Genomic DNA, 23,977 nt, shown 5'->3' with positions numbered 1-23,977 from the left:
AGAATGCCTATCGGGTTAACAGCCATTGCACAGCCGTTTCCTTATCATCAAAAAAAGCGACTTTTACGGTGTCATATTCGGAAGGCAGGCTCTTTCCTGCCGCAATCCGACTAAAAGTACTGGGTGAATAAATCCAGGCGAATTTCTTCAGGCCGGCTTTTGCCATCGCCGGGAACCAGACTTCTGCACCCCAGTCCGACGCTTCAGACCAGTTACCTTTGACAGAACTGTTATTATTTAATACCAGCGAGCAGTGATTTTTTTTCATCAGATCGAGCATGATCTCGCAGCCTTTTACCACGGAGTCATAGTTCTGGTAGCCTTTCCAGTCCACATCCATATATTCGCCATCGTGCTGATAAGAGACAGAGATAAAACTACCTTCATAATAACTCTGCTGGTCGGTCGCGATATCTGAAAACTCCTGCTGCCCGCTTAATGGCAGTAAAAAGAAAAAAGTTGAACCCTTGTCAGGGATGCTTTCGATCCAAAAACTGCCGCCATGGCGCTTCACGATCTCCGCCGCGATGAATAAACCCAGGCCAAGGCCTTGAAATCTTGCGGATGAATTATCGACACGGTAGAACCGGTCAAACAGGCCTTTGAGGTGTTCTTCAGGGATACCTATCCCGAAATCCTCTACAGAAACGATGAGGTTTTGGTTTTCCTGCGCGCAACGTACAATAACCTGATCTGCGTCCGGCGAATATTTGAGCGCATTACCGATCAGGTTGACCATCACCTGCTCAATGCGGTGCTGATCGCCGTTGTATGTAACCTGACAATCCGTGGCCAGCATAATCTGATGGGTATTAGTCGTATGCTGCATACTTTCAACAACCTCGCGCAACATGAGCTTAAAGTTAAATTCTTCCCTATGATAGATCATTTTCCCGGCATTGATGCGGGATACATCAAGCAGGTCATCGATAAGTCGGCCAAGCCGGTCCAGTTGCCGTTGCGCTTTGCCGATCAGCGGCTGGATGCGCGGTTGCTGATTGATCTCCCGCTGCGTCAATTGAAAAAATGCCTTGATGGTAGTCAAGGGCGTTTTCAACTCATGACTGGCAATACTGATAAACTCATCCTTCTTGAACTCGTTGGTCTTTTGCTGGTGAATATTGGTATTGGTACCCACCCACAATACGATCCGGTCTTCTTCGATCAGGGGCAGCGCACGTGACAAATGCCAGTAGTAATTCCCGTCAGCGAAAAGCAAACGGAATTCGGTCAGGTATTCACGGCCATTATGAAGCGAGCGGGCCCATTTTTCCAGGGCTCCTTGCAGATCATCCGGATGAACGTAATTCCGCCAACCGTTACCCACAATGGTTTCATTGGAATCATCACCAAAATCATCACGAACAACATCATTAACATAATTGAGCGCACCATCAGGTTTGGCAGTCCAAACCTGCTGAGGTATAGCATTCAGCAAAAACCGAAACCTTTCCTCGCTTTGCTTTAATCCGGTAATCGTCTGCTCTAACAAACGCTGTGTTTCGCTGAGTTCCTCATTGGTCGTTACCAGTTCCTCGTTAGTGGCCGCCACCTCTTCGGTCAGGGATTGTTGTTCACTGTAGCTCTCCTGAAGCAAATGACGCGATTTCACCATTTCGGTAATGTCGGAAGCCGTAACGATGATACCATTTACATGCCCGTCAGGGCTTTTGATCGGGTCATAATAAAAACTGATATATTTTGTCAGTCGTCCTGTTTCACTTTCCACATAAAATATTTCCTCTTCCTGCCCGTAAGGTTCTCCGGTTTTATAAACATCCGCCAGTAGGGCAGGAAAAGGCTGGTCGATCAATTCCGGTAAAATATCCATGAGTTTTTGTCCGGTAATTTCTTCGAGCTCTTTATACCAGAAATCTGCCAAAGGGCGATTGGCGATCTCCACTATATATTCGGGGCCGCGCAGTATCATTAGCGGATAGTGGGAATTCATCACCAAGTCCCGGAGATCGGATTCAACCTTCTCAGAATGCTTGCGTGCGCGAACGAGTTCAGTAACGTCGTAAACGAACACCATAATACCATCCGTCGCGCCTGATGGGTCAGTACGGGGTTGATAGGTAAAATTAAAAAACCTGTCTACCAGATCGCCGGAAGGATTGGTCAGCGGTACTAAAAGTTCATTTCCCTGATAGGTTTCTCCACTGTTATAAACATTACGGATGATGTCACCGATTGGCTGATGTTCAATTTCCGGCAAGGCCTCAAATATCGGACGCCCGAGTAATTCCCTTTCCGGTAAGAATTCCTGGTATGGGCCATTGACCAGTTCGAAAATGAGTTGCGGGCCGGACAAAATACAAATACCGGCGGGCGCATTCATAAAAAAGCGTCGTAATTTGTCGCGCTCCAAACGCAGTTCTGAGGTGCGCTTATTAACACGTTCCTCCAGCTCAGCATTTAGCTGGTAAAGATTTTCCTGAGTGGAATTTAATTCTTCATTGGTGGCGGTGAGTTCCTCATTTGCCGCAGCCAGTTCTTGGTTCAGCGTTTGCTGATTTTGAAATTCCTTACTAAGTTCGTAAGCCAGCGAGTTATTCAGGATCGTTCCGATGTGCAAGGCTGCGCTTTCGATGAAAAAAGAATAATCCTTATCAAGTCGTTTGCGCGCAGAAATCCCGCACACGAACTGCCCCTGCATTTCGGCATCCCCGTGGGCAATTGGTGCGGCATAAGCTTCTACCAGGGGTTCAGGCCAGAAATGATTGATGTCATCGGGATATATCAAATGAATATCGTGAACGTGACCGTCGGAAACAGGTTCTAAGCGATCGACATCCCAGCCAGCGGAGGCCAGGATTGCTGCGTGATCGTTCTTTCGAATACCATAAATTGCGAAGCACGGGAGATCTGCCTGGGCCGTTTGCAAAACCTCTTTGATGATCTGCACCGCTTCGGTCAATCGGTGTGCCTCGTTTTTCCTATTCATCAGTGCGACAAGTAGCTGATTGCGGCGATCATTGATTACTCGGAAGCTGGTTTCTATCACGGCATTAAAGACACCGCCAATACTACCATCTATTGCTTTGATGGGAGAAAGCGTGTAATCAAAATAACATTCTTCCGTGTAACCAAACCGATGCATATAAAGTGGAGCGTCAGGGCGACGGTAAGATGCCCCTTGGTATAAAACCGAGTCAAATTCCTCTTTTAGGCCCCCCCATATTTCTGTCCAGACTTGCGCACCTGGTTTACCCAATGCCCAGGGATGTTTTTGTCCGGGGATCGAGCTCCAGGGTTCATTGTAAATCAGACTGAAATCCGTACCCCAATATATTGCGATCGGAAAGCCGGAGTTGAGTACAATGCTGATCGCTGACCTTAAGCTGTCCGGCCATAAATTTGGCTCGCCCAAACTGGTCGCTGACCAGTCGGTTTGTTTAATCAATTCATGATGTTCGCCGCTCCCGGCTAAAAAAGCATATTCCTCGTCCACGGTTATTTGGGGGCTTTTAAATGTTTCCCCTTATAACTAAAAAACCTCCAAATTGTTGGAAAGCGAGTATAACATGCCCATTTTTTTTTAAATTTCTCCCCGAAATTATACCCGCTCATTGAAAAAACAGGATGGGGAGTTTGACGCATTTGCACGATAGGATGAATAATAAAAGGCAACATGATTTTTGACAAATGCCCCTTATGCCCGTAATGATGAAACTAACTAGATCAGCTTCTGGTTTGACAAAGTTTATCCGGAAGATCGCGACCGCGTACACGATAGTGTTTACGACGCAATAAATGACCATGCAAATAACTGGTCTCCTGAATACCGTTTTTTGAAGTCAGATGGTAATTATGCCTATATCTCGACCGGGGCATTATCCTGGAAGATGAATTCAGGACACCTTACCGTCTTGTTGGTCGATTATCGATATTATCAGCCAAAAGGCTATTGAGAACGAACTGATTAAGGCACACTCCGCGACTGAGGAACTCATGCGTAAAAAGGATGAGTTTATGAGCATAGCCAGCCATGAACTGAAAACCCCGGTAACCAGTTTGAAAGGTTCTCTGCAGATCCCGCAACGCATAGCCAGGAAAAGTGGACGGCCTCTATTAAAACCCGTTTCACCGCAGCCGTTGATACGGTTGGAGGCTATGTAAAGCTGATGCGCGGCCCTAAAGCTTTCTCTCATTAACTGGCACAAGTCAACACAGATGCACCGCACCTGATGGCATGGATATCGACACTCACAGAGGTGTTCGGAGGATTAAAGAGATGATCCAGGAATGTTAAGACTATGCGCGCGAGTAAAAATATTGTTTCACGAGATAACCGAAAACCATCTGTAGCAATTAGCCCGCAGTTAAAAACATCTGTAGTCATTAGCACACAGCGAACCCTTTTTAGTTCGAATTTAACAACACTGAACCCGATGTCGAAGCCGGGTTTTAACCCGGACCCACGCGGCACGGATATTGTCTTGTTCGGATTATGGATCAATTTTCAAAAACGGCACTAACCGGTATCGCCGGAACTACGGTCATGACAGCCGGCAGCGAGCTCATGTCCGTTTTATTTCAGGAGAATTTCAGAGAACCTAAGCATCTGGAAACCTTGATCAGCCGCCTGGTACCTCAGTTATCGCGTAACGCGAAAACAATTGCCGGGTGGGGCGCCCATTATGCGATGGGGCTCGTTTTTGCAGCTATCTATGTGGAGTTATGGGAACATCGTAAGATCAAACACAGCATAAAAAACGGGTTGATACTCGGTACGCTCAGCGGATTCCTGGGTTACCTGATCTGGAAAGCCACTTTTAAAGCGCATCCTTTGCCGCCCTGGATAAACTACAGCCACTACTATCTGCAACGGATCCCGGCACACATTGTTTTTGCTGTGGCTGCAACTATAGCTTATAAAATGACGCTGACATCTGAAGGAACTAAAACTGCGTAAAATTGAGAAAAATATTATATCCGGTGCACTGGCGCTGAGCGAGCTTCTGGAAAAAGAAATCGCCTGGCGTATCAACAATATGTAAAGTGCTTGGGTAAGGAGACCAAAACTTCACTGACTGGCTGCAGGGAGATTACAATTTCCAGCCCATGACGCTGGCGACGAAAAATCATGAACCGCCGCACCCTGCAGCGAATGGCGGGTTAGGCGCGTTGCTACTGAAATATTGACCTTGCATCTGAAAAAATTGCAGCCGGAAACTGAAAATTTTCATTGTCAGACTGTTGGCACGCTGCTTGACCATATGCGTATAGTTTAATTAACAATTGACATTAATTTTTTAGAGTAACATTTAAAGGAGAAAAGGCCATGACCTTAGTTAAATTCAACAACAACAAACGCAACAACACATTATTACCAGGAGTTAATGATGTTTTCGAATCAATCTTTAACGACACATTTTTCAGCGACCGCATGATCACCCGAGTGCCGGCTGTTAATATCAGCGAAAGCGAGAATAGCTACCAAGTTGAACTGGCTGCACCGGGATTGAAAAAAGACGACTTCTAGCTGAATCTGGAACGCAACCAGCTCACCATTTCGGTGGAACAGCAGTCGGAACAAAATGACAGCCAAAAGAGCTATAACAAGCGCGAGTACAGTTACAGTTCATTTGTGCGTTCATTCACGCTGCCGGACAGCGCTGATCACAGTCAGATCGATGCTTCCTATACCGACGGTATCCTCCGCATTGATATTGCCAAACGCGACGAGGCCAAAGCGGTGCGCCGCCAGATCGAGATCAAATAAGTGTAATTAGTTTTTAATACAAGAGCTCCTGCGCAAGGGGCTCTTAGTGTTTAACACGACCATGAAAACACAATTTTATATCCTGATGAGCGTAAAGACACTGCAGGGATTCACAGATTATGGGCAGTACTTTTTCGGCAATGACCGGGAGGCGGCCTATGGATTGTTCGGTCAGCTGAAAGGGTCCGAGCAACTCCGGGACGGCTGCCCGCTGCATATCGACTTAATGGAAACGGTAAATGACTTGCCGGTAAAGATCAGGACGATCTGCTGCACGCTGGACGAGCTTGGCTACAATTGCAAGCTGATCGCCAGGGAGATCTTTCGGCTAAAAAACCTGGAGGAAATGCTATGAAGCAAAAAAATCTTCCGGCGCCATTGGCTGGAGTGCTTGGCATGCTGCTACTGGCGCTGTGGACTGGAATGCAATGGCTACACCGAGGGCATATACCTGCCGGGCTGAAAGACCTGCTCGGCATCTGCTTCATTATTTGGTTCGCTATGATCCTGCTCCGGCGGAACAGTGATGATGATTGGGCAGGACAAATGTAATGCGGTTTGTCAAGAGGCGGAGTATCTCCGCCTCTTTTTATTATTTCAGCTTTTGATCGATAGCCCGAATTTCCGTGAGGTGATGCTTCAGCATCGGCAGCATTTGCTGTGCTAACGCTTTGACGGCCGGATCCTTGCCCGTGGTCGAATAATTCTCGAAAATATCCACCGTGTTCCGGTGACCGCTGACCATACCGTGCACATACAGCTGATCAAATTTCGCACCGGCATGTGCCAGCATAATGTCGGGCTTTATGCCGCCGGTCGCAGCGGCCGGCAAGGCATAACCACGGCTTTTAGCCAAATCCAACAACTTTTGTTCTGCATCACCATGGTCCTTCACCATCATCTGGCCGAACATTTTGACTTCAGCATTCGTAGCTTTCTGCACAGCCAACTGACCTGAACTGACTTCCTGCAAATTCTTGATGCTGGCGACGATCAGAAAATGTTTGGCCGTTGTGTCCGGGTCCGGCTGCGGGATCTGAGCCTTGGCCTCTGTGGCAAAGCCCAGTAGAGCGAATAACCATAACTTTCTCATGGCTGTCCGACCCCTCCCGAGGCCCCATAGACCTGGCCGCTGGCAAAGCTGGCATCGGCGGCTGCCAATTGTACATAGATAGACGCCAGCTCAGCAGGCTGCCCCGGTCTGCCCAGCATTGTCCAGCTACCGAACATCTGCTGCTTTTCCGGCTGGGCGCCGCCGCTGATCTGTAAAGCCGTCCAGACCGGCCCGGGTGCCACGCCGTTCACCCGGATGCCTTTCGACCCCAGCTGCTTGGCCAGCGACTTCACATAGTTCATCGTTGCAGCCTTGGTTTGTGCATAAGCATAAAGATCCGGTGAAGGGTCATAAGCCTGTTCCGAGGTCGTACCAATGATCGCCGATCCCGGCGGCAAATGCGGCAGCGCCTCGCGGATGATCCAGAATGGTGCGTAAATATTGGTCTTCATCGTCGAATCAAATTCCTCCGTGGTTACATCCACAATGGAATTGATCGACTGCTGCCTTCCGGCATTATTGACAATAATGTCCAAACCGCCCAAACCCGCAATTGCTTTTTGCACCAAAGACTTACAAAATTCCTCGCTGCGCAGATCGCCGGGAATGGCGATCGCTTTGCGTCCTTCTTTTTTGATCAGGGCGATGACTTCCTGCGCATCGGGTTCTTCGGTCGGGTAATAGTTGATTGCCACGTCTGCGCCCTCGCGGGCATAGGCGATAGCCGCCGCACGCCCCATACCTGAATCACCACCGGTGATCAAAGCCTTGCGTCCCATCAAACGGCCGGAGCCCTTATAGCTGGTTTCCCCGCAATCGGGTATCGGGTCCATTTTGCTCTGCAAACCCGGCCAGGGCTGTGGCTGGCTTTTAAATGGCGGTTTAGGGTAAAGCGTAGTCGGATCGCTGATCTTCACGGCGCCATCCGCATTTTTCAAATTCAAGCCGTTACCGGCAAAGGCGGGTGATACCGCCGCCGCCGCCAGCGCGGTACCTAACCCGGCCACCACCTGGCGCCGGGTCACTTTATTTTCTTCATTCATGTTAATCTTTCTTTTTAGGGACTTTGGCGCCTTCCTTCCGGGCTTCGGATAACCCGATGGCGATCGCCTGTTTTTTACTGGTTACTTTTTTACCGCTGCGGCCGCTTTCCAGCGTGCCTTCTTTTTCTTCGTGTAAAGCCTTGTGGACCTTGTCCTGTGCTTTTTCTGAGTACTTAGCCATAATGATTGCTATTAGTTATTGTTTGAATTGAATTAACCGTTAACTACCTCCCCGCCGTTGACATGGATCACTTGCCCCGTAATAAAGGAAGCGTCATCCGACGCCAGGAATACGTAAGCCGGACCCAGTTCCGAAGGTTGACCGGCACGTTTCATGGCCGTCTCGCTGCCAAACGATTTGATCTTTTCCTCATCAAACGTCGCCACGATGAGTGGCGTCCAGACCGGACCCGGCGCGACTGCGTTTACCCTGATCTTTTTGTCGGTCAAATTGGTAGCCAGAGAACGGGTAAAGCTCGTGATCGCGCCCTTGGTCGAGGAATAATCGATCAGGTTGGGTGAGGAACGGTAGGCCGTAACCGAGGTCGTATTGATGATGCAATCGCCTTCCCCCAGGTGCTCCAGTGCCTCGTTGGCAAAGTGGAAATAAGCGAAGATGTTGGTACGGAAAGTATCCTCCAGTTGCTTTTCATCGATCTTCCTGAGGTCTTTTTGCGGGAACTGCATGCCGGCATTGTTGATCAGGATATTCAGTTTCCCTAGTTTACTGACCGTCTGTGCCACCGCTTTTTTGCAAAAGGCGGCCTTTTTTACATCGCCTTTGATAAGCAGGCATTTACGGCCCTCCGCTTCGATCAATCTTTTGGTTTCTTGCGCGTCAATATCTTCATCTAAATATACGATAGCTATATCCGCACCCTCGCGGGCGAAATGCACGCTGACCGCGCGGCCTATCCCCGAATCACCGCCCGTGATCAGGGCAACCTTATCCTGCAGCTTGCCCGAACCGGCATAGCTGCTTTTGATATATTCCGGCGCCGGGTCCATCTTCGCTTCGATGCCCGGCTGCCGGTTTTGTTTTGCAGGTGTCTTGGCCATGATTGTTATTGTTGGTTTACTGGTTTTTGCTGTTCATACATCGTGTGTGCGACCGCGCTGTCCGGCATCAGGTTAGCGGCGTGAACCTCTAAACTGTTCTTCCAGCCAGCGATTACCCGGTCTTTGCCTGCCATTAAAGCCTCATAACCTTCCTTAGCCACATCCGCAGGATCAGAAAGCGCTTCCTTATCCTGCGCGATCTTGCTGTTCAGCATACCCGCTTTATTAAAGAAATCCGTATCGGTTGCGCCCGGCATCAGTGCGGTAAACGTGATACCCGAATCTTTCAACTCTTCCCGGATGGCGGTCGTAAAGGATAAGACAAAAGCCTTGGTGGCATGATACACCGCCTGCCAGGGTCCCGGCAGTTTGCCGGCTACCGAACCGAGGTTCAGGATCTTACCTTCGCCGCGCCCGGCCATCTGTCTTACGAAATGTTTGGTCAGGATTACTGTGGCGCAGATATTCAGGTGAATAATGCCCAGCTCTTTTTCCAGCTCATTGTCCTTAAATAAACCATAGACACCCTGGCCCGCATCATTCACCAGCACATCTACCTGTTCGGTCACTTCACTGCAAAGCGCCTTGGCCTGTTCCATGTCGGACAAGTCTTTCGCAATCGTTTTGACCGTAATACCAAAACTTTGCAATTCATTTTTGGTGCTGTCCAGTTCGGCCTGGTCCCGCGCCACGATGATCAAATTATAGTTGTCTTTAGCGAAAAGTTTCGCCAGTTCTTTGCCGATCCCGCTCGTTCCGCCGGTGATCAAAGCGGTTTTTCGTTGATTTTCCATTAGTTCTCGATCTTTACAGGTTCCTTGTTTTCCGTTTCTTTGCGCTGCTCCCAGGGTTTAAGTACCACCTTCACGCAGTCTTCCTCTTTCTTATTAAAAATCTCGTAACCGTGGGTTACTTCGCTCAACGGCAGCGTATGAGTGATGATATCGTCCAGTACCACTTTTTCGGTTTTCACGAGTTCGATCAGGTGATCGATATAATTCAAAACCGGTGCCTGGCCCATTTTCAGCGTAATGCCTTTATCAAAAACACGGTGCAGCGGGAAGTTATCATAAGTGGAACCGTATACGCCTACGATCGAAACAGTACCCATGCGCCGTACCGCTTTAAAAGCCGTATCCAGCACTTTCATGCTGCCTACTTCAAAATTAATCAGCGCTTTGGCTTTGTCCAGGATATCTCGCTCCGGTTCAAAACCCACTGCATCCACGCATACGTCCGCGCCCCGGCCGCCGGTCATGGCGCGAATGGCTTCTACTACGTCCACTTCATGCGGGTTCAGGGTTTCGACTTTATTAACTGCTTTAGCTTTTTCCAGGCGATAGTTCAGCGGATCGATCGCGATCACCCGGCTGGCACCGTTGATCCAGGCCGCCTTTTGCGCCATCAAACCTACCGGGCCAGAGCCGAATATGGCTACCACTTCGCCGCCCTTTAACTGCGCCCAGTCGATGGCCGACCAGCCAGTAGGGAAAATATCGGTCAGGAACAATACTTGTTCATCGCTCATGTTTTCCGGCACCACTCTTGGGCTGATGTCCGCATAAGGTACACGTACATACTCCGCTTGTCCACCGGAATAACCGCCATACAGATCGGTGTAACCAAATAAGGCTGCGCCTTTTTGACCGGCTATGTCGCCGTTAGGGCCGTAATGTTTGTAGTTGGAATTCTCGCAGGCCGGCGATGCATCATGCTGGCAAAAGAAACAATGCCCGCAGGAGATCGGAAAAGGAACGACCACTCGGTCGCCCCTCTTCAAATTCTTCACCCCCTTACCTACTTCTTCCACGATACCCATAAACTCATGGCCCATCACCATGGGTTCGGGTTGCGGAACGCCGCCGCTTAAAATATGCAGATCGGAACCGCAGATCGCGGTCGAGGTGACCTTTAAAATAACGTCTGAATCCTCCAGCAGACGCGGGTCTTCGACCGTGTCATAGCGGATGTCGCCGGGTTTGTGAAATACTGCTGCTTTCATAAGTAGATCGATTAAGTTCTGATGTCTTTAATTAACCTGAAGTAAATTTTTTTGTTTAATAATAAATGAAATAACTTAAAACACTGTCCCTCCACCTTTTGTAGTAATTGTATGGCAACAGAAACTCAACTCATAACTACACGTGACGGCGCGTCACAAAGCCCCTGGCAGGAACCTGTGTTAAAAGCCTTTCCGGCTACGAAAAACGATCTTGTTTATGATGCTTTGGTGGTCGGCGGCGGGATCACAGGTTTGACCACGGCCCTTTTATTGCAGGAAGCGGGCAAGCAGGTCATTTTAGCCGAGGCACACTCACCGGGCTTTGGCACCACCGGCGGCACCAGCGCTCACATCAACACCTTTGCCGATACAACTTATCGCGAAGCAGAAAGTGCCTTTGGCGAAGACGGCGCTAAATTATTTGCTGAAGCCATCGCAGAAGGTTTTGCGCTGATCAGCAGCCGGCAAAAGGACTGCGATTTTGAAAGCAAACCCGGCTACCTCTATGCAGAGACCGACAATGAAGTGAAACAACTGGATGAGATCTACCGGGGGGCTGTTAAGGTCGGTGTACCCGTTGCTTATACCGATCAGGTTCCGACACCTGTACCGTTCAAAAAAGCCCTGGTTTGGGATAGACAGGCGCAGTTTCACCCGCTCAAATACTTGCAGGATTTGCAAACAGCGTTCCTGGCTGCAGGTGGAAGGGTCAAAATTAATACCCTGATCACCGGCGTTGAGACGAAAGACGGAATCCACGTTTCAGGCGACATACAGGCCAAAGCCGTTGTCTACGCCACGCACATGCCGCCTAACATTAATTTGTTCAATTTTGAATGCGCGCCTTACCGCAGTTACGTGATGGCGGTAAAACTCAAAAGCGGCAAATATCCCGAAGCACTGATCTACGATTCGCAGGAGCCGTATCATTACGTGCGCAGCCATGTTATTAACGGCGAAGAACTGCTATTGGTAGGTGGTTTGGATCACAAGACCGGCCACGAAGACCCGGACAAGGCTTTCGCCAATCTCGATCAATACGTCCGCAAATATTATAGCGTTTCCTCTGTTAAATATCGCTGGTCATCACAATATTATGTACCCGTTGATGGCTTGCCATATATCGGACAAATGCCGATGGCGGCTGAAGGTATTTACTGCGCGACCGGCTATAACGGCAACGGAATGATGTTAGGTAGCGTCGCCGGTAAAATTCTCAGCGATATGGTCCGCAACCAACCGAATAAATACGAAAAACTTTTCAGCGCCGCGCGAATCAAGCCACTGGACAGCTTCAGCGAATTTGTCAAAGAGAATGCTGACGTGGCGTATCACTTCGTTGCCGACCGGGTAAAAGTTCACGAAACCGATTCGTTGAAAAGATTACAGCCTGGCACCGGCAAGGTGGTGGAAGTAGATGGACAAAAGGTCGCCGCCTACCGCGACGAAGCAGGAAACATTCATGCCCTAAACCCGGTCTGCACTCATGCAGGCTGTATCGTCAGCTGGAACGGCGAGGAGAAAAGCTGGGACTGCCCTTGTCACGGTGCGCGCTATGACATTCGCGGAAAAGTATTAACAGGGCCTGCAACAAAAGATCTTCTTACGCTCAATATCAATGAAAACAAATAAGCATGTTAAAAAATGGTCAGGCAAAGTCACTCAGCAGAGTGATGCACTCGACCTGGAAAAAGATATTTTCAAATCCAAAGACCCTGATAAGATCGCGGGCTCACTCAAGCATTCAGCCGAAGAAAGCAAACGAAGGAAAGCTTCACCTTTTCAAAGCGCGATGTCTATGCTCAATTTTTATGAGAACCGCGCCGGGCGCAACCTGAGCAAACGTCAGAAAGCGCCACTGGAAAAAGCCAAGAACAAGCTGCGTAAACTTTTCGGGAAAGCTGAAAAATAGGGATATGACAGATTTAGCAGACCGCTTTCCCGAAAACCCACTACTGATGCCCAAAGACCTGACACCAAGCGTAGCAGGTCTGCAGATCATCAGCCTGCTCAACCCGGGGGTTTTCCGCTTTAATGGTAAGACCTGGATGCTGGTGCGCGTAGCCGAAGGTGTAACGCAAAAAGAAGGCGTGATCTATTTTCTTGCGCTCAACGCCACCGGCAACACAGAGATCATCGAAGTGCCGCTGAACGACCCGGACCTGATCGCTACGGACGCACGTGTGATCAGCTATAAAGGACTGGATTACCTGACCACCGTATCACATTTACGTATATTAAGCAGCGACGATGGCATCCATTTCCTGGAACCGCCATTGAATACGTAATTATTTGGCAAAGGCTGCCTGGAACGCTTCGGCATTGAAGATTGCCGGGTTAGCCAGATGGATGATACCTACTACCTGACCTATACTGCGGTGTCCGACAATGGGGTCGGCGTTGGCCTGAAGACCACCAAGGATTGGCAGCATTTTGAGTCCGGCGGAATGATCCTGCCGCCGCATAATAAGGACTGCGCGATTTTCGAGGAGAAGGTAAATGGCAAATATTATTGTCTCCACCGCCCAAGCAGCAAGGAAATTGGCGGCAATTATATTTGGCTGGCCGAATCTTCTGATACCCGCCAGTGGGGCAACCATCAATGCCTTATAAAAACACGCCCCGGAATGTGGGATAGCGCCCGTGTGGGTGCGGGCGCGGCACCTGTCCGTATTAAAGGGGGCTGGCTCGAGATCTATCACGGGGCTAATGCCGAGCATCAATATTGTCTGGGTGCCTTCCTGCTGGATCTGAACGATCCGTCAAAAGTGATCGGTCGTACCAAAGATCCGATCATGGTACCGACCAACGCCTATGAACTCAGCGGCTTCTTTGGGAATGTCGTTTTCACTAACGGACATATCGTGGACGGTGATCTGCTCACCATTTATTATGGCGCGGCGGATGAATTCGTCTGCGGCGCGCATTTTTCAATTCAGGAAATTTTGTCTAAACTAAGTTGCGATTAATGAGGAAGCTAGAAAAATTACAGGGAAAAACCATCCTTATCACAGGGGCCTCCAGCGGTGCAGGACGGGCTGCCGCCCTCGAATTCGCGAAATACCAAACTAATTTGGTACTGGCTTCCCGTAACGAAGAAGCTCTTGAGGAGGTGAAGACCGAATGCGAGGCATTTGGCGCACAGGCCCTTATCGTGCCTACGGATACCAGCGACAGCAAAGCGATGATCGCCTTAGCTAACGCCGCGAACGACTGGCAGGGAAAAATCGATGTCTGGCTAAATAATGCCGGGGTCCTTGCCGCGGGCGATTTCGATAAAACGCCGATGGCAGTACACGAGCAGGTTATTCAAACGAACCTGCTGGGTTATATGAACGGGGCGCACGCCGTGCTGCCGATATTTAAAGCACAGGGTTATGGCACGATCATCAATAACATCTCCATCGGCGGCTTTCTGCCGGTGCCTTACGGCGCAGGATATACTGCTGCCAAATTCGGCTTACGCGGCTGGTCGGAAGCCTTGAAGGGCGAATTATCGGAATGGCCGGATATTTATGTGTGCGACCTGTTTCCCGCATTTTTAGATACCCCCGGCATTCAGCATGCCGGCAATTATACCGCTAAAGTTTTAAAGCCGGCTCCCCCTGTTTATGACCCGTTCCGGCTGGCCAGGGCCATGGTAAAAGTAGCTGTTGCCCCAACTGCAAACACCTATGTAGGCAGCATTTCAATTTTACTGAAAATAGGCCATGCGGTGCTTCCGGAATCGATGACCAAAATGACAAGTTTTGTGATGCGCAGATACCTAAAGTCGGCTGATCTGATTGCACTCAGTGACGGCAATGTGTTTACGACTGTAGATTACGGCCTGAGTACCCACGGCGGTTTCGGTTTGCCGGGTGAACCCAAAGCGCACCGAAAATATATGGCGGGCGTTTTGGTTGCTGGCATGGCATTAGGTTTATATCTGATGAGTAAAAAGAAATGATAGTCAATTATACCGAAGCGGGCTGGGAAATAGTTACGCAGCGGGCGCACGGCCTGCTGGCCGCGCAGATCGCGCAGCAATGGAAACAGAGCGCCAGGACCAAACGCTGGACGGAACTGCTCATGGCGATCGCTGAACATGACGATGCGCAAATAGAACTGGAACGCAATAACCTGCTGACCCCGCAGGGCGGCCCGGTGGACTTTAAAATGAAAGTCTTTGAACAGCGGCACTGCACCCAAACGATGGATTTCGCATTATCTAAAAGCCGTTATATTGCTTTGCTTTGTTCCATTCATCTGGATTTCGTTTACGGCGCGGAGTGCATGCATCATGCGCAAGGCCGTGCATTCCTGCAGGAACAAAAAAAGCTGCAGAAACGCTGGCAGAAGGAGCTGGGTATGAGTCTGGCTGAAGCGCAAAGGGATTATCGCTTATTGGAATGGTGTGATGCTTTGTCCTTGCTGCTTTGCCAGCATGGGAACCAGCCTGAGGCGCGCGCGATTGAGATCAGCAAGGGGCCGGATAACAGGAATCACCAGCTCATCCAACTGGCTGATCAAACGCTGACAAAAAGGCCCTGGCCGTTTGAAAGTTCCGGTTTCGCGTTTAACTTTGAAACGCGGCTCATTCCGCAATTAGCTTTTAAAAATGCGGCGGGGTTCCGGTCGGCGTTCCCGGAAGCCGAGGTCATTGAAAAACGCTGGACATTCAAATGTGACTGATCACCAGGGCCGCCGCCGCAATGATCGTTTGCTTGATGACCTCTTCGCAGCTGCCTTTGAATTCATAGCGTTCCGAAAAAAGGTGATCTTTGACGAGAACCGACACGAACATCGTACCCACAGGCTTTTCAGCAGTCTCGCTGCCCCCGGGCGTTGTCAGGCCGGTCACGGCTACAAAAATGTCAGCCGGCATGAGTTTCCCTAACCGCCGCGCCAACTCGTCGGTCACTTCCTGAGATTCTGGCGTATATTTTTCGATCAGTTCGTGGGGTACGCCCAGCAGGCTTTTTTTCAGATCTGCATTATAACAGGTGATGCCACCCTCCAGTACCTGCCCCGATTGTTCTGTCAAAGCAAATTCCGAGCAGAGCCAGCCGGCCGTGGCGCTCTCCACGAAAGCAATTCGCAATTTCTGTTCCGCCAGCAGTTGGGCGCACTCTGCGATCTTTTGTTCCATGATAAAATAAAACGTAAAAGGAAAATCGCGCTGCACGGAGGCGGAGATCAAAAATATATACTTTGAAAGGGTATTTAAAGTTGGTCTCGATCTTTGTGATCTCGTTCAAATGATGCTGCACCGGCGCGGTCTTGGCAGCGAATCCCTTAATATCAGCGCCTATATTGACGCTGGCTTCGGTTTGTATTAATAGTTTTTAGAAAACGGCCTTGCGGCCGTCCTCTTGCCGGGGATTACTTCCTTTTTCGTTAATAAGTGCTCCACTGCGCCACGCCATCGGGTTCCGCGTTTCTTACCTCCGCACTTTTTTCCGCACTCATTTGCTTATCCGTTTTGTCTTTGGTCTTCATCTCCTTCGTGAAGTCCTCCGCGAGCTTGGTCTGCCCCTCGGTTTCTTTCGCCTGCGCGATTGGATCTTCTACATATACAAAATCCTTGCCCATGCCTTTGATCTCACCTTCGTTCCAGGGACCGCGTATGGTTCCTTCAGACATATTATAGGCATTTTGCAGGTATCGCGGATCTGCGGCCAAAACTGCCGGCGGGAAATTAGGCTGAATGCTTTCCAGCGCCGCTTCGAACATTTTATAATGGGTCACCTCGCGGGTCATCAGGAAGGACAGCGTTTCGTGGATGTACGGGTCATCGGTAAATTTCATCAAATGCTCGTACACCAGTTTCGCCCTGGATTCCGAAGCCAGATTGCTGCGCAGGTCAACCGTTAGGTCGCCATTAGAATTAATATAAGAAGCGCACCAGGGAATGCCCTGACTATTGCGGGGCGTAACTCCGCCGCCGGTGATGATCCCAAATTGCGGGTTCGCGAAGACCGCCTGATGGATAATGTCCTCCTTGGCGGGTTTGCCGTTCATTACCTGCATGATCTCCGAACTATCAGCTGCATTTTTCAGCTCGCCATTGACGCCTTTGAGCAGCATCTGAATAGTCGCCCCGACGATCTCGAGATGGCTGAACTCTTCGGTGGCAATATCCATCAGCATATCGTATTTGTCAGGGTGCGGGACTTTGGCACCAAAAGCCTGTGTGAAATACTGCATGGCCGCAGCTAATTCGCCGTTCTCCCCGCCGAACTGTTCCAGTAATAAGTTAGCGAAGCGGGGGTCGGGTTTGGAAACCCGCGCATTGAATTGTAATTCTTTAACGTGGTGAAACATATTTGTAAAATTTAATGGTGACTTGATAGAGAATCGGCTCGGTGGAAAGGATCGTGCTATTTTTACAACCAAAGGCGCTGAGATATGTTTTTTAATTAAAGGATTTAATTAACAGTAAATTTTAAAACAAAAAATTTACTCCTTTAGTTATATAACACACTTTACAAGCTTACGCTTATTATGGAAGGACTTTCACCCTGGGCTATAGCAGTACAAAATTTATTTCATGGGCAGGATCTTCCGGCCATGTTTAAATTTGATCTGGCTGGGTATGCGGTCGGTATCTATCATCTCAATAATTCATTATGGATAAGCGTGACCTGTCCCCTAGGCGTACAGATTGTCCTGCGGCCGGCTTACACACCTAACGACCACCTGGAAATTACCCGCGTAAGCAAACATGAACTTGGTCTTTCGCTGCATCTAAAAGGTTCGATCGGCGATTACACGGTGCTGGTGAACTTTCCGGCACGGGATAAACCGGTGATCCAGTACCAGACGCTAATAAAACTCCATAAGCCCTTACTGATCCCTTTTTGGCCACGGGACATGGTTATCACGGGGCCTGACGGCGGAAGCCAGGAAATGGCGGGAACGGTTTTGGTTAGTCAGGTGGGCACGCGTTCCGGCTTGCAGTATGTTACGTTAGACCGGCCCGAAAGCGGAGCCTTCCTGTATTTCCAGAATTTGACCGCGTTGAATGATTATGCCCGGCTAACAGAAACCTCTTTAGGCAATACGGTAGGCGGCAGCTGGCCGGAACTAGGCTTTGCTTTGCCGCCGACCTTAAAGAATAAAGCAATCCCTGCGCATCGGGAAGTGGTGATATCTGATGCCTTCATCGCTTTTGATCCGGACTACCCTAAAGATGAACTAGCCCAGGCCAGACAATTTTTGGAGCTGCTGGCAGATGTCTATTTAGTACTGCCGAAACCGGAAACCCGATATTATCCCTGGCCGGAGATGGTCGGCAAAGGACTGCACGACCTTGAATTCAGTCACGGCTGCTGGTCGCATGGCGCGGGACAGGACTACCTGAACGCCTATGTTGCCGATTACCAGACGCCGCCGGAATTAATGGTACAGCTAGCGGTTTTAATGCCGCTGACAGATTATTACGACTGGTGCAAGACGGATTTGCCAGCGATCCAAAAGATCCGCAAGGGACTGGACGCTTTTTATAGCAAAAAACTAAAAACAGTTGTTCGCTTTCTGCCCGCTTTAGCCGGTCAGTTGAGCGGTGAGGAGGAACAGTTACAACCTAATGTGATGGATTCCTGGTACCTGCATCATCCTTTACTAAATTTAGGCCGGCTGGCTGTTCGTGGGGATCAGCAAGCTAAAAAACTGTTTTTAGATTCCCTGGACTATACCATCCAGGTAGCCCGGCATTTTAATTATGAGTGGCCCGTGTTATATCACATGGAAACGCTGGAAGTAGTCAAAGCGGAGACCGAGCCCGGGAAAGGCGGTGAAAAGGATGTCGCCGGGCTTTACGCGCTGGTGATGCTGCATGCGTGGCAGCTCACTAAACTGAACAAGTACCTGCTGGAGGCCAAACGGGCCGCTAAAACCCTGCAGGGCAAAGGGTTCGACCTGTTTTACCAGGCTAATAATACGGCGTTTGGCGCCAATGCGATGTTGTGGCTCTACCAGGAAACCAAAGAGCAGTTGTATCTGGACCTCGCCTATCTATGCCTGGCTAACCTGGTGAAGAATATGCAGTTATGGGATTGCGATTACGGCTACGCCAGAAACTATCCTACCTTTTTTGCAGTATTTCCTTTGAACGACGCCCCTTATACGGCGGCTTACGAAGAGCAGGAAGTATTTGCAGCGCTTCATAATTTCTTGCTTTATGCAGAAAACCAAGCTATCCTGCCTGCGGTAAATATCCTGGTGCCGGAATTCCTGCGCTACGTGGTAAACCGGGCGCAGTATTATTATCCGCCGAACCTGCCAAAGGAAATGTTGTCCGAAAAGGTAAAGACCGGGCAGGTCGATCATAAATTATGGATCGCGATCGAGGATATCCACGACGGCTGGGAACAGTCGGGCACAGTGGGGCAGGAAGTTTACGGGGCGGGCGTGGCTTTCGGGATCATCCCCCGGCATTTTTACCGGGTACCGGGTGAGGATTTCTGGATCTTTCTGGATTATCCAACCGCGCATTTCCGCCACAGCTCCGGCCAGCTCAGCTTCAGCGTTAAAGGAGATGAGCGCTTTCACTGCCGCATGCAGATCCTAAAGACAGGTAAAAAAGTGCTGCCAACGTTTACTGTAAAAACAAAGACGAATGTACTCAGCGGCAAAAAAGTAAAAAACGGTCATCAGGAATTTACGGTACCCGGCAACAGCACAATTCATATGCATTGGTCATGAAAAAGAAAGAAGGCTTTTTTGAGGCTTTTTCCAATTGGGCTACTGCGGCAGCCGGAAGTTCGGCAGCGTTTATCATAGCCGTTGCGATCGTTGTGGTCTGGGCAGTGACCGGACCACTGTTCCACTATTCGGAAACCTGGCAACTGGTCATCAACACAGGGACGACCATTGTGACCTTTCTGATGGTATTCCTAATTCAGAAATCCCAGAACAAAGATTCAAAAGCCATTCACCTAAAGTTGAACGAGTTACTGGCCTCGCACGAGGGTAGCAGCAACCGCCTCGTGGATAGTGAGAACCTCACCGAGAAGGAACTGGACCGCCTACATCATTTTTATGCACAGCTATCCACCCTGGCCGAAGAAGATAATGACCTGACCCGGACGCATTCGATCGATGCCGCGGAAGAAAACCACTATCGTAAATCCGGTAGCCGCCAATTGAAAACCAAATGAAACTGAAAGAACGTCTGAAATCTTTTAATCAGGGTTTGTTGCCGGATAAAGTTAAATTAAAATACGAGGCGATGGCAGAAAATGCGTTTCGTTTTTTCCGGGGAACCTGCCACTTGTTTTACGAAGACCTGGCAGCTGCCGAACCCTTGCCACTATCGCCGCTAGCCTGGATCTGCGGCGACTTGCATGTCGAGAATTTCGGGAGCTATAGAGGTGATGACAAGCTGGTGTACTTTGACCTGAATGATTTTGACGAGGCGCTGCTAGCGCCGGCCAGTTATGAAACCGTGCGTATGGTCACCAGCATTTTTATCGCTTTTGATAACCTTGGTTTTGAAGAGAAAAAGGCGCTGAAGATGGCGCGATTATTCTTAAAGACCTATTCGGCCACCCTGGCGAAGGGCAGGGCGATCAGCATAGAACCGCGGACCGCCAAAGGCATTGTTCATGATTTTCTGACCAGAGCCACCAAAAGCACCTATCATGACCTGCTCAAAAAACGCACGGTCAGTAAAAAGAAAAGCATTATGCTCTCGCTGGAAGATGAACGGCATTTTAAGCTGGATCGACCGCTTCGAAAAGCTTTGAAAGCTCATATCCAGGAATGGATTGAAACCAGTAGTGACGGCCCCTATAATTATGAAGTACAAAGCGTTGTTTTTCGTCTGGCAGGTACGGGCAGCATTGGAGTCAAGCGGTATTTGTTCTTACTGAAAAGCACCAATGCCAAAAATCAATATTTACTATTGGATATGAAGCAGGCGCGGGCTTCTTCGGCAATACCTTTTGTACCGGTACAGCAACTCGCCTGGGATACAGAAGCGGCGAGGGCGATCGGCGTGCAGCAACGGATGCAAAATGTACCGGCAGCGTTGCTTAGCACGACTGTCTTTCAAAACGATGCTTTTATTATCCAGGAACTGCAGCCGGTCAAGGATAGCATCGAGTTCAGGTTATTGAAAGATTACCGCGATATGAATCGGGTTATAGACGATATGGCGGCACTGACCGCTTCGGCGCAATTGCGCAGCGGCGGGAGGCAGGGTTCAGGAACTTTGGACGAACTGATAGCATTTGGGCTGGACCTCGGATGGCAGGAAGCAGTGATCGCCTACGCACAACGCTATGCTGCCAGAACAAAACAATACTACAACGAGTTTGTAAAAGATTATAATACCGAAAAATATGAAGAATAAATTTCTGATAGTCATGAACGAAAGCCCGACGGCCTTCGGTGAAATATCGATTTAGATAAAAAAAGAAACGCTTCCGCCTCAATAGATTATCCGGCGGGCTCACACGGGTAAAGCGATCCGCTGGATGTCATTTGTGGATAATACGGATCATTCCTGATCTAACTGGCGGATTTCGGGATTACCGACGGTATACATTGCGAGCAGGCTGGGCGGGACGGTAGGACGATGCGCGATGAAAGCATGGTCGGTGTCACGGATACTTTGCAATTGTTTCCAGATTTTAAAGTGCTGCAGACAGGGAAAGCTAAAGGCCATTTAAATCAGCCGGAATACATCTTTAAAATTATGATCAACAGGCCGGCAAGCTTATCCGGGTGACCGCCCGGCTGAGCGCCAAGCAGGCCCAAAACTTATTGCGAATGGAAATATTAGTTAAACTTTTTGGAGAGGGTGAAAAGTTGAGCGTGCTGCAAATGAGCAGCCGAGGCGCCCTGATGTTTCTGATCATGCTGGTGCTGATTCGCATCTCGGGCCGCCGGTCATTCGGGGTGCGGACGGCACTGGATAACATAATTGCCGTTTCTTTAGGCGCCATAATGAGCCGGGCCGTTGTAGGGGCCTCTCCTCTTTTCCCGGTCGTCGTGTGTTGTCTGGTGATCGTACTATTGCACCGTGCAGTAGGCCGACTGATCGCTGCTAGTAAGAAATTCAGCCGTGTGGTGGAAGGCGATAAGATTTTGCTTTTTGAAGACGGTGTGTTCTTAAAAGAACACATGAAAAAGGCCCTCGTCTGTCAAGAAGACCTCATGCAAGGAGTACGGAAATCAGCTTTGACCGAGGATATGGAAAAAATAAAGAAAGTCTACATGGAACGCAACGGGGAGATCAGCGTAATCCGAAAATAATGCTTTTTGGAATATTAATTGTATAGATAGATTAAATTCTGAATACCATGAAAACAAAAGCAAGCAAAAATGTGAGCCGCACCCCTGAAGCAGAGAGTGCGTTAAAAGAATTATTCGTTGACGAATTAAAGGACATCTATTGGGCGGAAAAACACCTGGCGACTGCCTTACCGAAAATGATTAAGGGCGCCACTTCAGAAGACCTTAAAAACACCATCAGCACGCACCTGGAGGAAACCAAAGGTCAGATCACCCGCTTAGAAAGCGTATTTGAATCAATCGGTGAAAAAGCCGCTGCAAAGAAATGCCTGGCGATGGAAGGCTTGCTGAAGGAAGCGACTGAGTTACTGGAAGATACCGACAAAGGTACCGAAGTACGTGACGTAGCTATTATTTCTGCCGCGCAAAAAGTGGAACATTATGAGATCGCCTCTTACGGCACACTGCGTACGCTGGCCGGAACTTTGGGTTTTAGCGAAGCACAAAGCCTGCTGGATGAGACCTTAGCCGAAGAAAAAAATGCCGATTCCCTGTTGACCCAAGTAGCCGAAAATTACGTGAACCAAGCCGCCGCCGCAGAAGTAGAATAATCATCCGCAAAATTGTGATTAACAAGGGGATGCCGGAAGGTATCCCTTTTTTATGGCCCGATTTTTTAAGTGAATTTTTATAGGAATGCAAACTATGCAGCGCCGCAAAAGATAACAGTGCGTGTAAAAGACCAGTTCATGGGTCTTAAGTCAGATGACCTTGAGTGCACATTTCACATTAATACCGGATGGACTCCAACCATACCCGCCACCTTTCGGGCTTTGGAACCGGCACTTCCTACGCTATAAGATTATTTAGCGGCATGGCAGATAAGTCTGGGCAGGAAGTCAGAGCTGGATCGGCTGAATGTTTCATTTAAGCTTTCCTCTTGAGCATGGATTTACCGTAATAACCGTTTGCCAGGGTAAAGACAACAGCTTATTTACCTTATGAAGGTATAACAATTATAAGAAAACAGCCCTGCTAAACAGTTGAGAGATCGCTCAAACCATTTATCAGCTGTCCTCGTACGTTCAGAGAAAACAAACGATTTGTTGATTGGTTCAAACTTGTTCACCATAGTAAATTTAGAGCAACAGGCATCTTGAAAAGACCAATGTAATGAAACTTTGAAACCAAAAACGAAATATATTTATAACCTACGACAATAATTGTTATAGCCTGCATGATTGCAGGCTAATTCTGCAACTGCGAACCGATAATATTAGTCGGGGGTTTGCATTTTTATTTTCTCGATAGTAGCCAGGTGCATCTTCAGCATTGGTAAGGCCTTATCTATAAGCACCTTCATTTCCGGATATTTTACCTTATGACGTGCGTTTTCAAAGGTAGCGATATCCTTTCTATGATCATCCACCATTGCATTAATATAAGCTTTGTCAAATTCATTAGCGGGTATCGAGGCAAGCTTAGATTTTAGTTCGGCTTCTTCTTTGCCAACGGAGTCCTGTAAGACGATACGTTTGCTTTTAGCCAGTTCTTTTAATTCCAAATTGGCCTTTGAATGATCATCGATCATCATCTTTCCAAAATCCTTTACTGCTTTAGAAGTGCCTTTTTCCTGCGCAAGTTTGCCCAATTCAACTTCGGCCATCCCTCCGTTTGCCGCTTCTACCGCAAATTTGGCGTCGGGAGCACTTATCGCCCAGTCGCCCGTGCCTGTTTGTTTGTTATGGATCGAGTCTTGATGAGTATTTGTACTATCAGCTTTTTCTTTACTGTCTTTGTTCGAATTGCATCCACTAATCACAATATTTGCAGATGCTAATAATATAATAATTAGCTTTTTCATAATC

General features: G+C 48.9%; 28 protein-coding genes. 18 read left to right on the top strand and 10 right to left on the bottom strand.

Annotated elements, in window-relative coordinates:
* Positions 1-7: 7 nt before the first annotated feature.
* Positions 8-3,454, bottom strand: a complete 3,447-nt coding sequence (locus ACEN9X_RS14280) for a PAS domain-containing protein (protein WP_413670991.1) — start codon at positions 3,452-3,454, stop codon at positions 8-10.
* A 229-nt stretch (positions 3,455-3,683) separates the two neighbouring features.
* On the opposite strand from ACEN9X_RS14280, the gene ACEN9X_RS14275 reads away from it, so the two are divergent.
* The 7 genes from ACEN9X_RS14275 (at position 3,684) to ACEN9X_RS14245 (ending at position 6,280) form a co-directional block, all read left to right on the top strand.
* On the top strand, positions 3,684-3,914 hold the full coding sequence (locus ACEN9X_RS14275; RefSeq protein ID WP_112575341.1) for a PAS domain-containing protein: 231 nt from the start codon (positions 3,684-3,686) through the stop codon (positions 3,912-3,914).
* Positions 3,915-3,954: 40 nt separating this feature from the next.
* Positions 3,955-4,122, top strand: coding sequence for a histidine kinase dimerization/phospho-acceptor domain-containing protein (locus ACEN9X_RS14270; protein WP_190295178.1), 168 nt, complete (start codon positions 3,955-3,957; stop codon positions 4,120-4,122).
* Positions 4,123-4,453: 331 nt separating this feature from the next.
* Positions 4,454-4,918 (top strand): hypothetical protein, encoded by a 465-nt coding sequence (locus ACEN9X_RS14265; RefSeq protein ID WP_112575339.1) that lies wholly within the window; start codon positions 4,454-4,456, stop codon positions 4,916-4,918.
* A gap of 369 nt (positions 4,919-5,287) precedes the next feature.
* Entirely contained in the window at positions 5,288-5,488 is a 201-nt protein-coding gene (locus tag ACEN9X_RS14260; RefSeq protein WP_413670990.1) for a hypothetical protein, read from the top strand.
* Entirely contained in the window at positions 5,489-5,728 is a 240-nt protein-coding gene (locus ACEN9X_RS14255; protein ID WP_413671138.1) for an Hsp20/alpha crystallin family protein, read from the top strand.
* A 61-nt stretch (positions 5,729-5,789) separates the two neighbouring features.
* A complete protein-coding gene (locus ACEN9X_RS14250; protein WP_413670989.1) occupies positions 5,790-6,083 on the top strand; it encodes a hypothetical protein in 294 nt (97 codons plus the stop codon).
* Positions 6,080-6,280: a hypothetical protein gene (locus tag ACEN9X_RS14245; RefSeq protein ID WP_413670988.1), complete on the top strand. Its 201-nt coding sequence runs from the start codon at positions 6,080-6,082 to the stop codon at positions 6,278-6,280. Before ACEN9X_RS14250 ends, ACEN9X_RS14245 begins: the two co-directional genes overlap by 4 nt.
* A gap of 40 nt (positions 6,281-6,320) precedes the next feature.
* On the opposite strand, the gene ACEN9X_RS14240 is transcribed toward ACEN9X_RS14245, so the two are convergent.
* Genes ACEN9X_RS14240 through ACEN9X_RS14215 form a run of 6 tightly spaced genes read right to left on the bottom strand, consistent with a single transcriptional unit; the run spans position 6,321 to position 10,886 of the window.
* On the bottom strand, positions 6,321-6,821 hold the full coding sequence (locus ACEN9X_RS14240; RefSeq protein WP_413670987.1) for a DUF4142 domain-containing protein: 501 nt from the start codon (positions 6,819-6,821) through the stop codon (positions 6,321-6,323).
* Positions 6,818-7,825, bottom strand: a complete 1,008-nt coding sequence (locus ACEN9X_RS14235) for an SDR family oxidoreductase (RefSeq protein ID WP_413670986.1) — start codon at positions 7,823-7,825, stop codon at positions 6,818-6,820. Before ACEN9X_RS14235 ends, ACEN9X_RS14240 begins: the two co-directional genes overlap by 4 nt.
* 1 nt (position 7,826) lies before the next feature.
* On the bottom strand, positions 7,827-8,006 hold the full coding sequence (locus ACEN9X_RS14230) for a DUF6496 domain-containing protein (RefSeq protein WP_091221134.1): 180 nt from the start codon (positions 8,004-8,006) through the stop codon (positions 7,827-7,829).
* 32 nt (positions 8,007-8,038) lie between these two features.
* Positions 8,039-8,884, bottom strand: a complete 846-nt coding sequence (locus ACEN9X_RS14225) for an SDR family oxidoreductase (RefSeq protein WP_413670985.1) — start codon at positions 8,882-8,884, stop codon at positions 8,039-8,041.
* A 5-nt stretch (positions 8,885-8,889) separates the two neighbouring features.
* Complete coding sequence (locus tag ACEN9X_RS14220; protein ID WP_413670984.1) at positions 8,890-9,678, bottom strand: SDR family NAD(P)-dependent oxidoreductase; 789 nt, start codon at positions 9,676-9,678, stop codon at positions 8,890-8,892.
* Positions 9,678-10,886, bottom strand: a complete 1,209-nt coding sequence (locus tag ACEN9X_RS14215) for a zinc-dependent alcohol dehydrogenase (RefSeq protein WP_413670983.1) — start codon at positions 10,884-10,886, stop codon at positions 9,678-9,680. The genes ACEN9X_RS14220 and ACEN9X_RS14215 overlap by 1 nt, the downstream gene beginning before the upstream one ends.
* A 111-nt stretch (positions 10,887-10,997) precedes the next feature.
* Between ACEN9X_RS14215 and ACEN9X_RS14210 the strand changes: the two genes are divergently transcribed.
* Genes ACEN9X_RS14210 through ACEN9X_RS14185 form a run of 6 tightly spaced genes read left to right on the top strand, consistent with a single transcriptional unit; the run spans position 10,998 to position 15,560 of the window.
* The gene (locus ACEN9X_RS14210; protein ID WP_413670982.1) at positions 10,998-12,518 is read left to right on the top strand and encodes an FAD-dependent oxidoreductase; all 1,521 of its coding nucleotides are present in this window, start codon (positions 10,998-11,000) and stop codon (positions 12,516-12,518) included.
* Positions 12,505-12,798, top strand: a complete 294-nt coding sequence (locus tag ACEN9X_RS14205) for a DUF3175 domain-containing protein (protein WP_091221153.1) — start codon at positions 12,505-12,507, stop codon at positions 12,796-12,798. Before ACEN9X_RS14210 ends, ACEN9X_RS14205 begins: the two co-directional genes overlap by 14 nt.
* A gap of 4 nt (positions 12,799-12,802) precedes the next feature.
* A complete protein-coding gene (locus ACEN9X_RS14200; protein ID WP_413670981.1) occupies positions 12,803-13,174 on the top strand; it encodes a hypothetical protein in 372 nt (123 codons plus the stop codon).
* An 18-nt stretch (positions 13,175-13,192) separates the two neighbouring features.
* A complete protein-coding gene (locus ACEN9X_RS14195) occupies positions 13,193-13,855 on the top strand; it encodes a glycoside hydrolase family 130 protein (protein WP_413671137.1) in 663 nt (220 codons plus the stop codon).
* Positions 13,855-14,835 carry an SDR family oxidoreductase gene (locus tag ACEN9X_RS14190; protein ID WP_413670980.1) on the top strand — a complete coding sequence of 327 codons (981 nt, stop codon included), beginning with the start codon at positions 13,855-13,857 and terminating at the stop codon, positions 14,833-14,835. The genes ACEN9X_RS14195 and ACEN9X_RS14190 overlap by 1 nt, the downstream gene beginning before the upstream one ends.
* A complete protein-coding gene (locus ACEN9X_RS14185; RefSeq protein WP_413670979.1) occupies positions 14,832-15,560 on the top strand; it encodes a DUF3891 family protein in 729 nt (242 codons plus the stop codon). The genes ACEN9X_RS14190 and ACEN9X_RS14185 overlap by 4 nt, the downstream gene beginning before the upstream one ends.
* Here ACEN9X_RS14185 and ACEN9X_RS14180 read toward each other — a convergent pair.
* Together ACEN9X_RS14180 and ACEN9X_RS14175 are read right to left on the bottom strand one after the other, a co-directional pair.
* The gene (locus ACEN9X_RS14180) at positions 15,547-16,017 is read right to left on the bottom strand and encodes a CinA family protein (RefSeq protein ID WP_413670978.1); all 471 of its coding nucleotides are present in this window, start codon (positions 16,015-16,017) and stop codon (positions 15,547-15,549) included. The two genes, ACEN9X_RS14185 and ACEN9X_RS14180, sit on opposite strands and share 14 nt — an antisense overlap.
* A gap of 248 nt (positions 16,018-16,265) precedes the next feature.
* Entirely contained in the window at positions 16,266-17,192 is a 927-nt protein-coding gene (locus ACEN9X_RS14175; RefSeq protein WP_413670977.1) for a manganese catalase family protein, read from the bottom strand.
* 180 nt (positions 17,193-17,372) lie between these two features.
* On the opposite strand from ACEN9X_RS14175, the gene ACEN9X_RS14170 reads away from it, so the two are divergent.
* The 5 genes from ACEN9X_RS14170 (at position 17,373) to ACEN9X_RS14150 (ending at position 22,720) form a co-directional block, all read left to right on the top strand.
* Positions 17,373-19,574, top strand: a complete 2,202-nt coding sequence (locus tag ACEN9X_RS14170) for a hypothetical protein (RefSeq protein ID WP_413670976.1) — start codon at positions 17,373-17,375, stop codon at positions 19,572-19,574.
* The gene (locus ACEN9X_RS14165; protein ID WP_091221172.1) at positions 19,571-20,029 is read left to right on the top strand and encodes a low affinity iron permease family protein; all 459 of its coding nucleotides are present in this window, start codon (positions 19,571-19,573) and stop codon (positions 20,027-20,029) included. Before ACEN9X_RS14170 ends, ACEN9X_RS14165 begins: the two co-directional genes overlap by 4 nt.
* The gene (locus ACEN9X_RS14160) at positions 20,026-21,225 is read left to right on the top strand and encodes a DUF2252 domain-containing protein (protein WP_413670975.1); all 1,200 of its coding nucleotides are present in this window, start codon (positions 20,026-20,028) and stop codon (positions 21,223-21,225) included. The genes ACEN9X_RS14165 and ACEN9X_RS14160 overlap by 4 nt, the downstream gene beginning before the upstream one ends.
* A 419-nt stretch (positions 21,226-21,644) precedes the next feature.
* The gene (locus tag ACEN9X_RS14155; RefSeq protein ID WP_413670974.1) at positions 21,645-22,130 is read left to right on the top strand and encodes a DUF421 domain-containing protein; all 486 of its coding nucleotides are present in this window, start codon (positions 21,645-21,647) and stop codon (positions 22,128-22,130) included.
* 47 nt (positions 22,131-22,177) lie between these two features.
* The gene (locus tag ACEN9X_RS14150; RefSeq protein ID WP_091221186.1) at positions 22,178-22,720 is read left to right on the top strand and encodes a ferritin-like domain-containing protein; all 543 of its coding nucleotides are present in this window, start codon (positions 22,178-22,180) and stop codon (positions 22,718-22,720) included.
* Between the two features lie 665 nt (positions 22,721-23,385).
* Here ACEN9X_RS14150 and ACEN9X_RS14145 read toward each other — a convergent pair.
* A complete protein-coding gene (locus ACEN9X_RS14145; RefSeq protein ID WP_167668164.1) occupies positions 23,386-23,973 on the bottom strand; it encodes a DUF4142 domain-containing protein in 588 nt (195 codons plus the stop codon).
* Between the last annotated feature and the right edge of the window lie 4 nt (positions 23,974-23,977).

Source organism: Mucilaginibacter sp. Mucisp86 (assembly GCF_047324315.1).
Classification (GTDB): Bacteria; Bacteroidota; Bacteroidia; order Sphingobacteriales; family Sphingobacteriaceae; genus Mucilaginibacter.
Note: the sequence above shows the minus strand (reverse complement) of the source record. Positions and strands in the feature narration are given on the sequence as shown.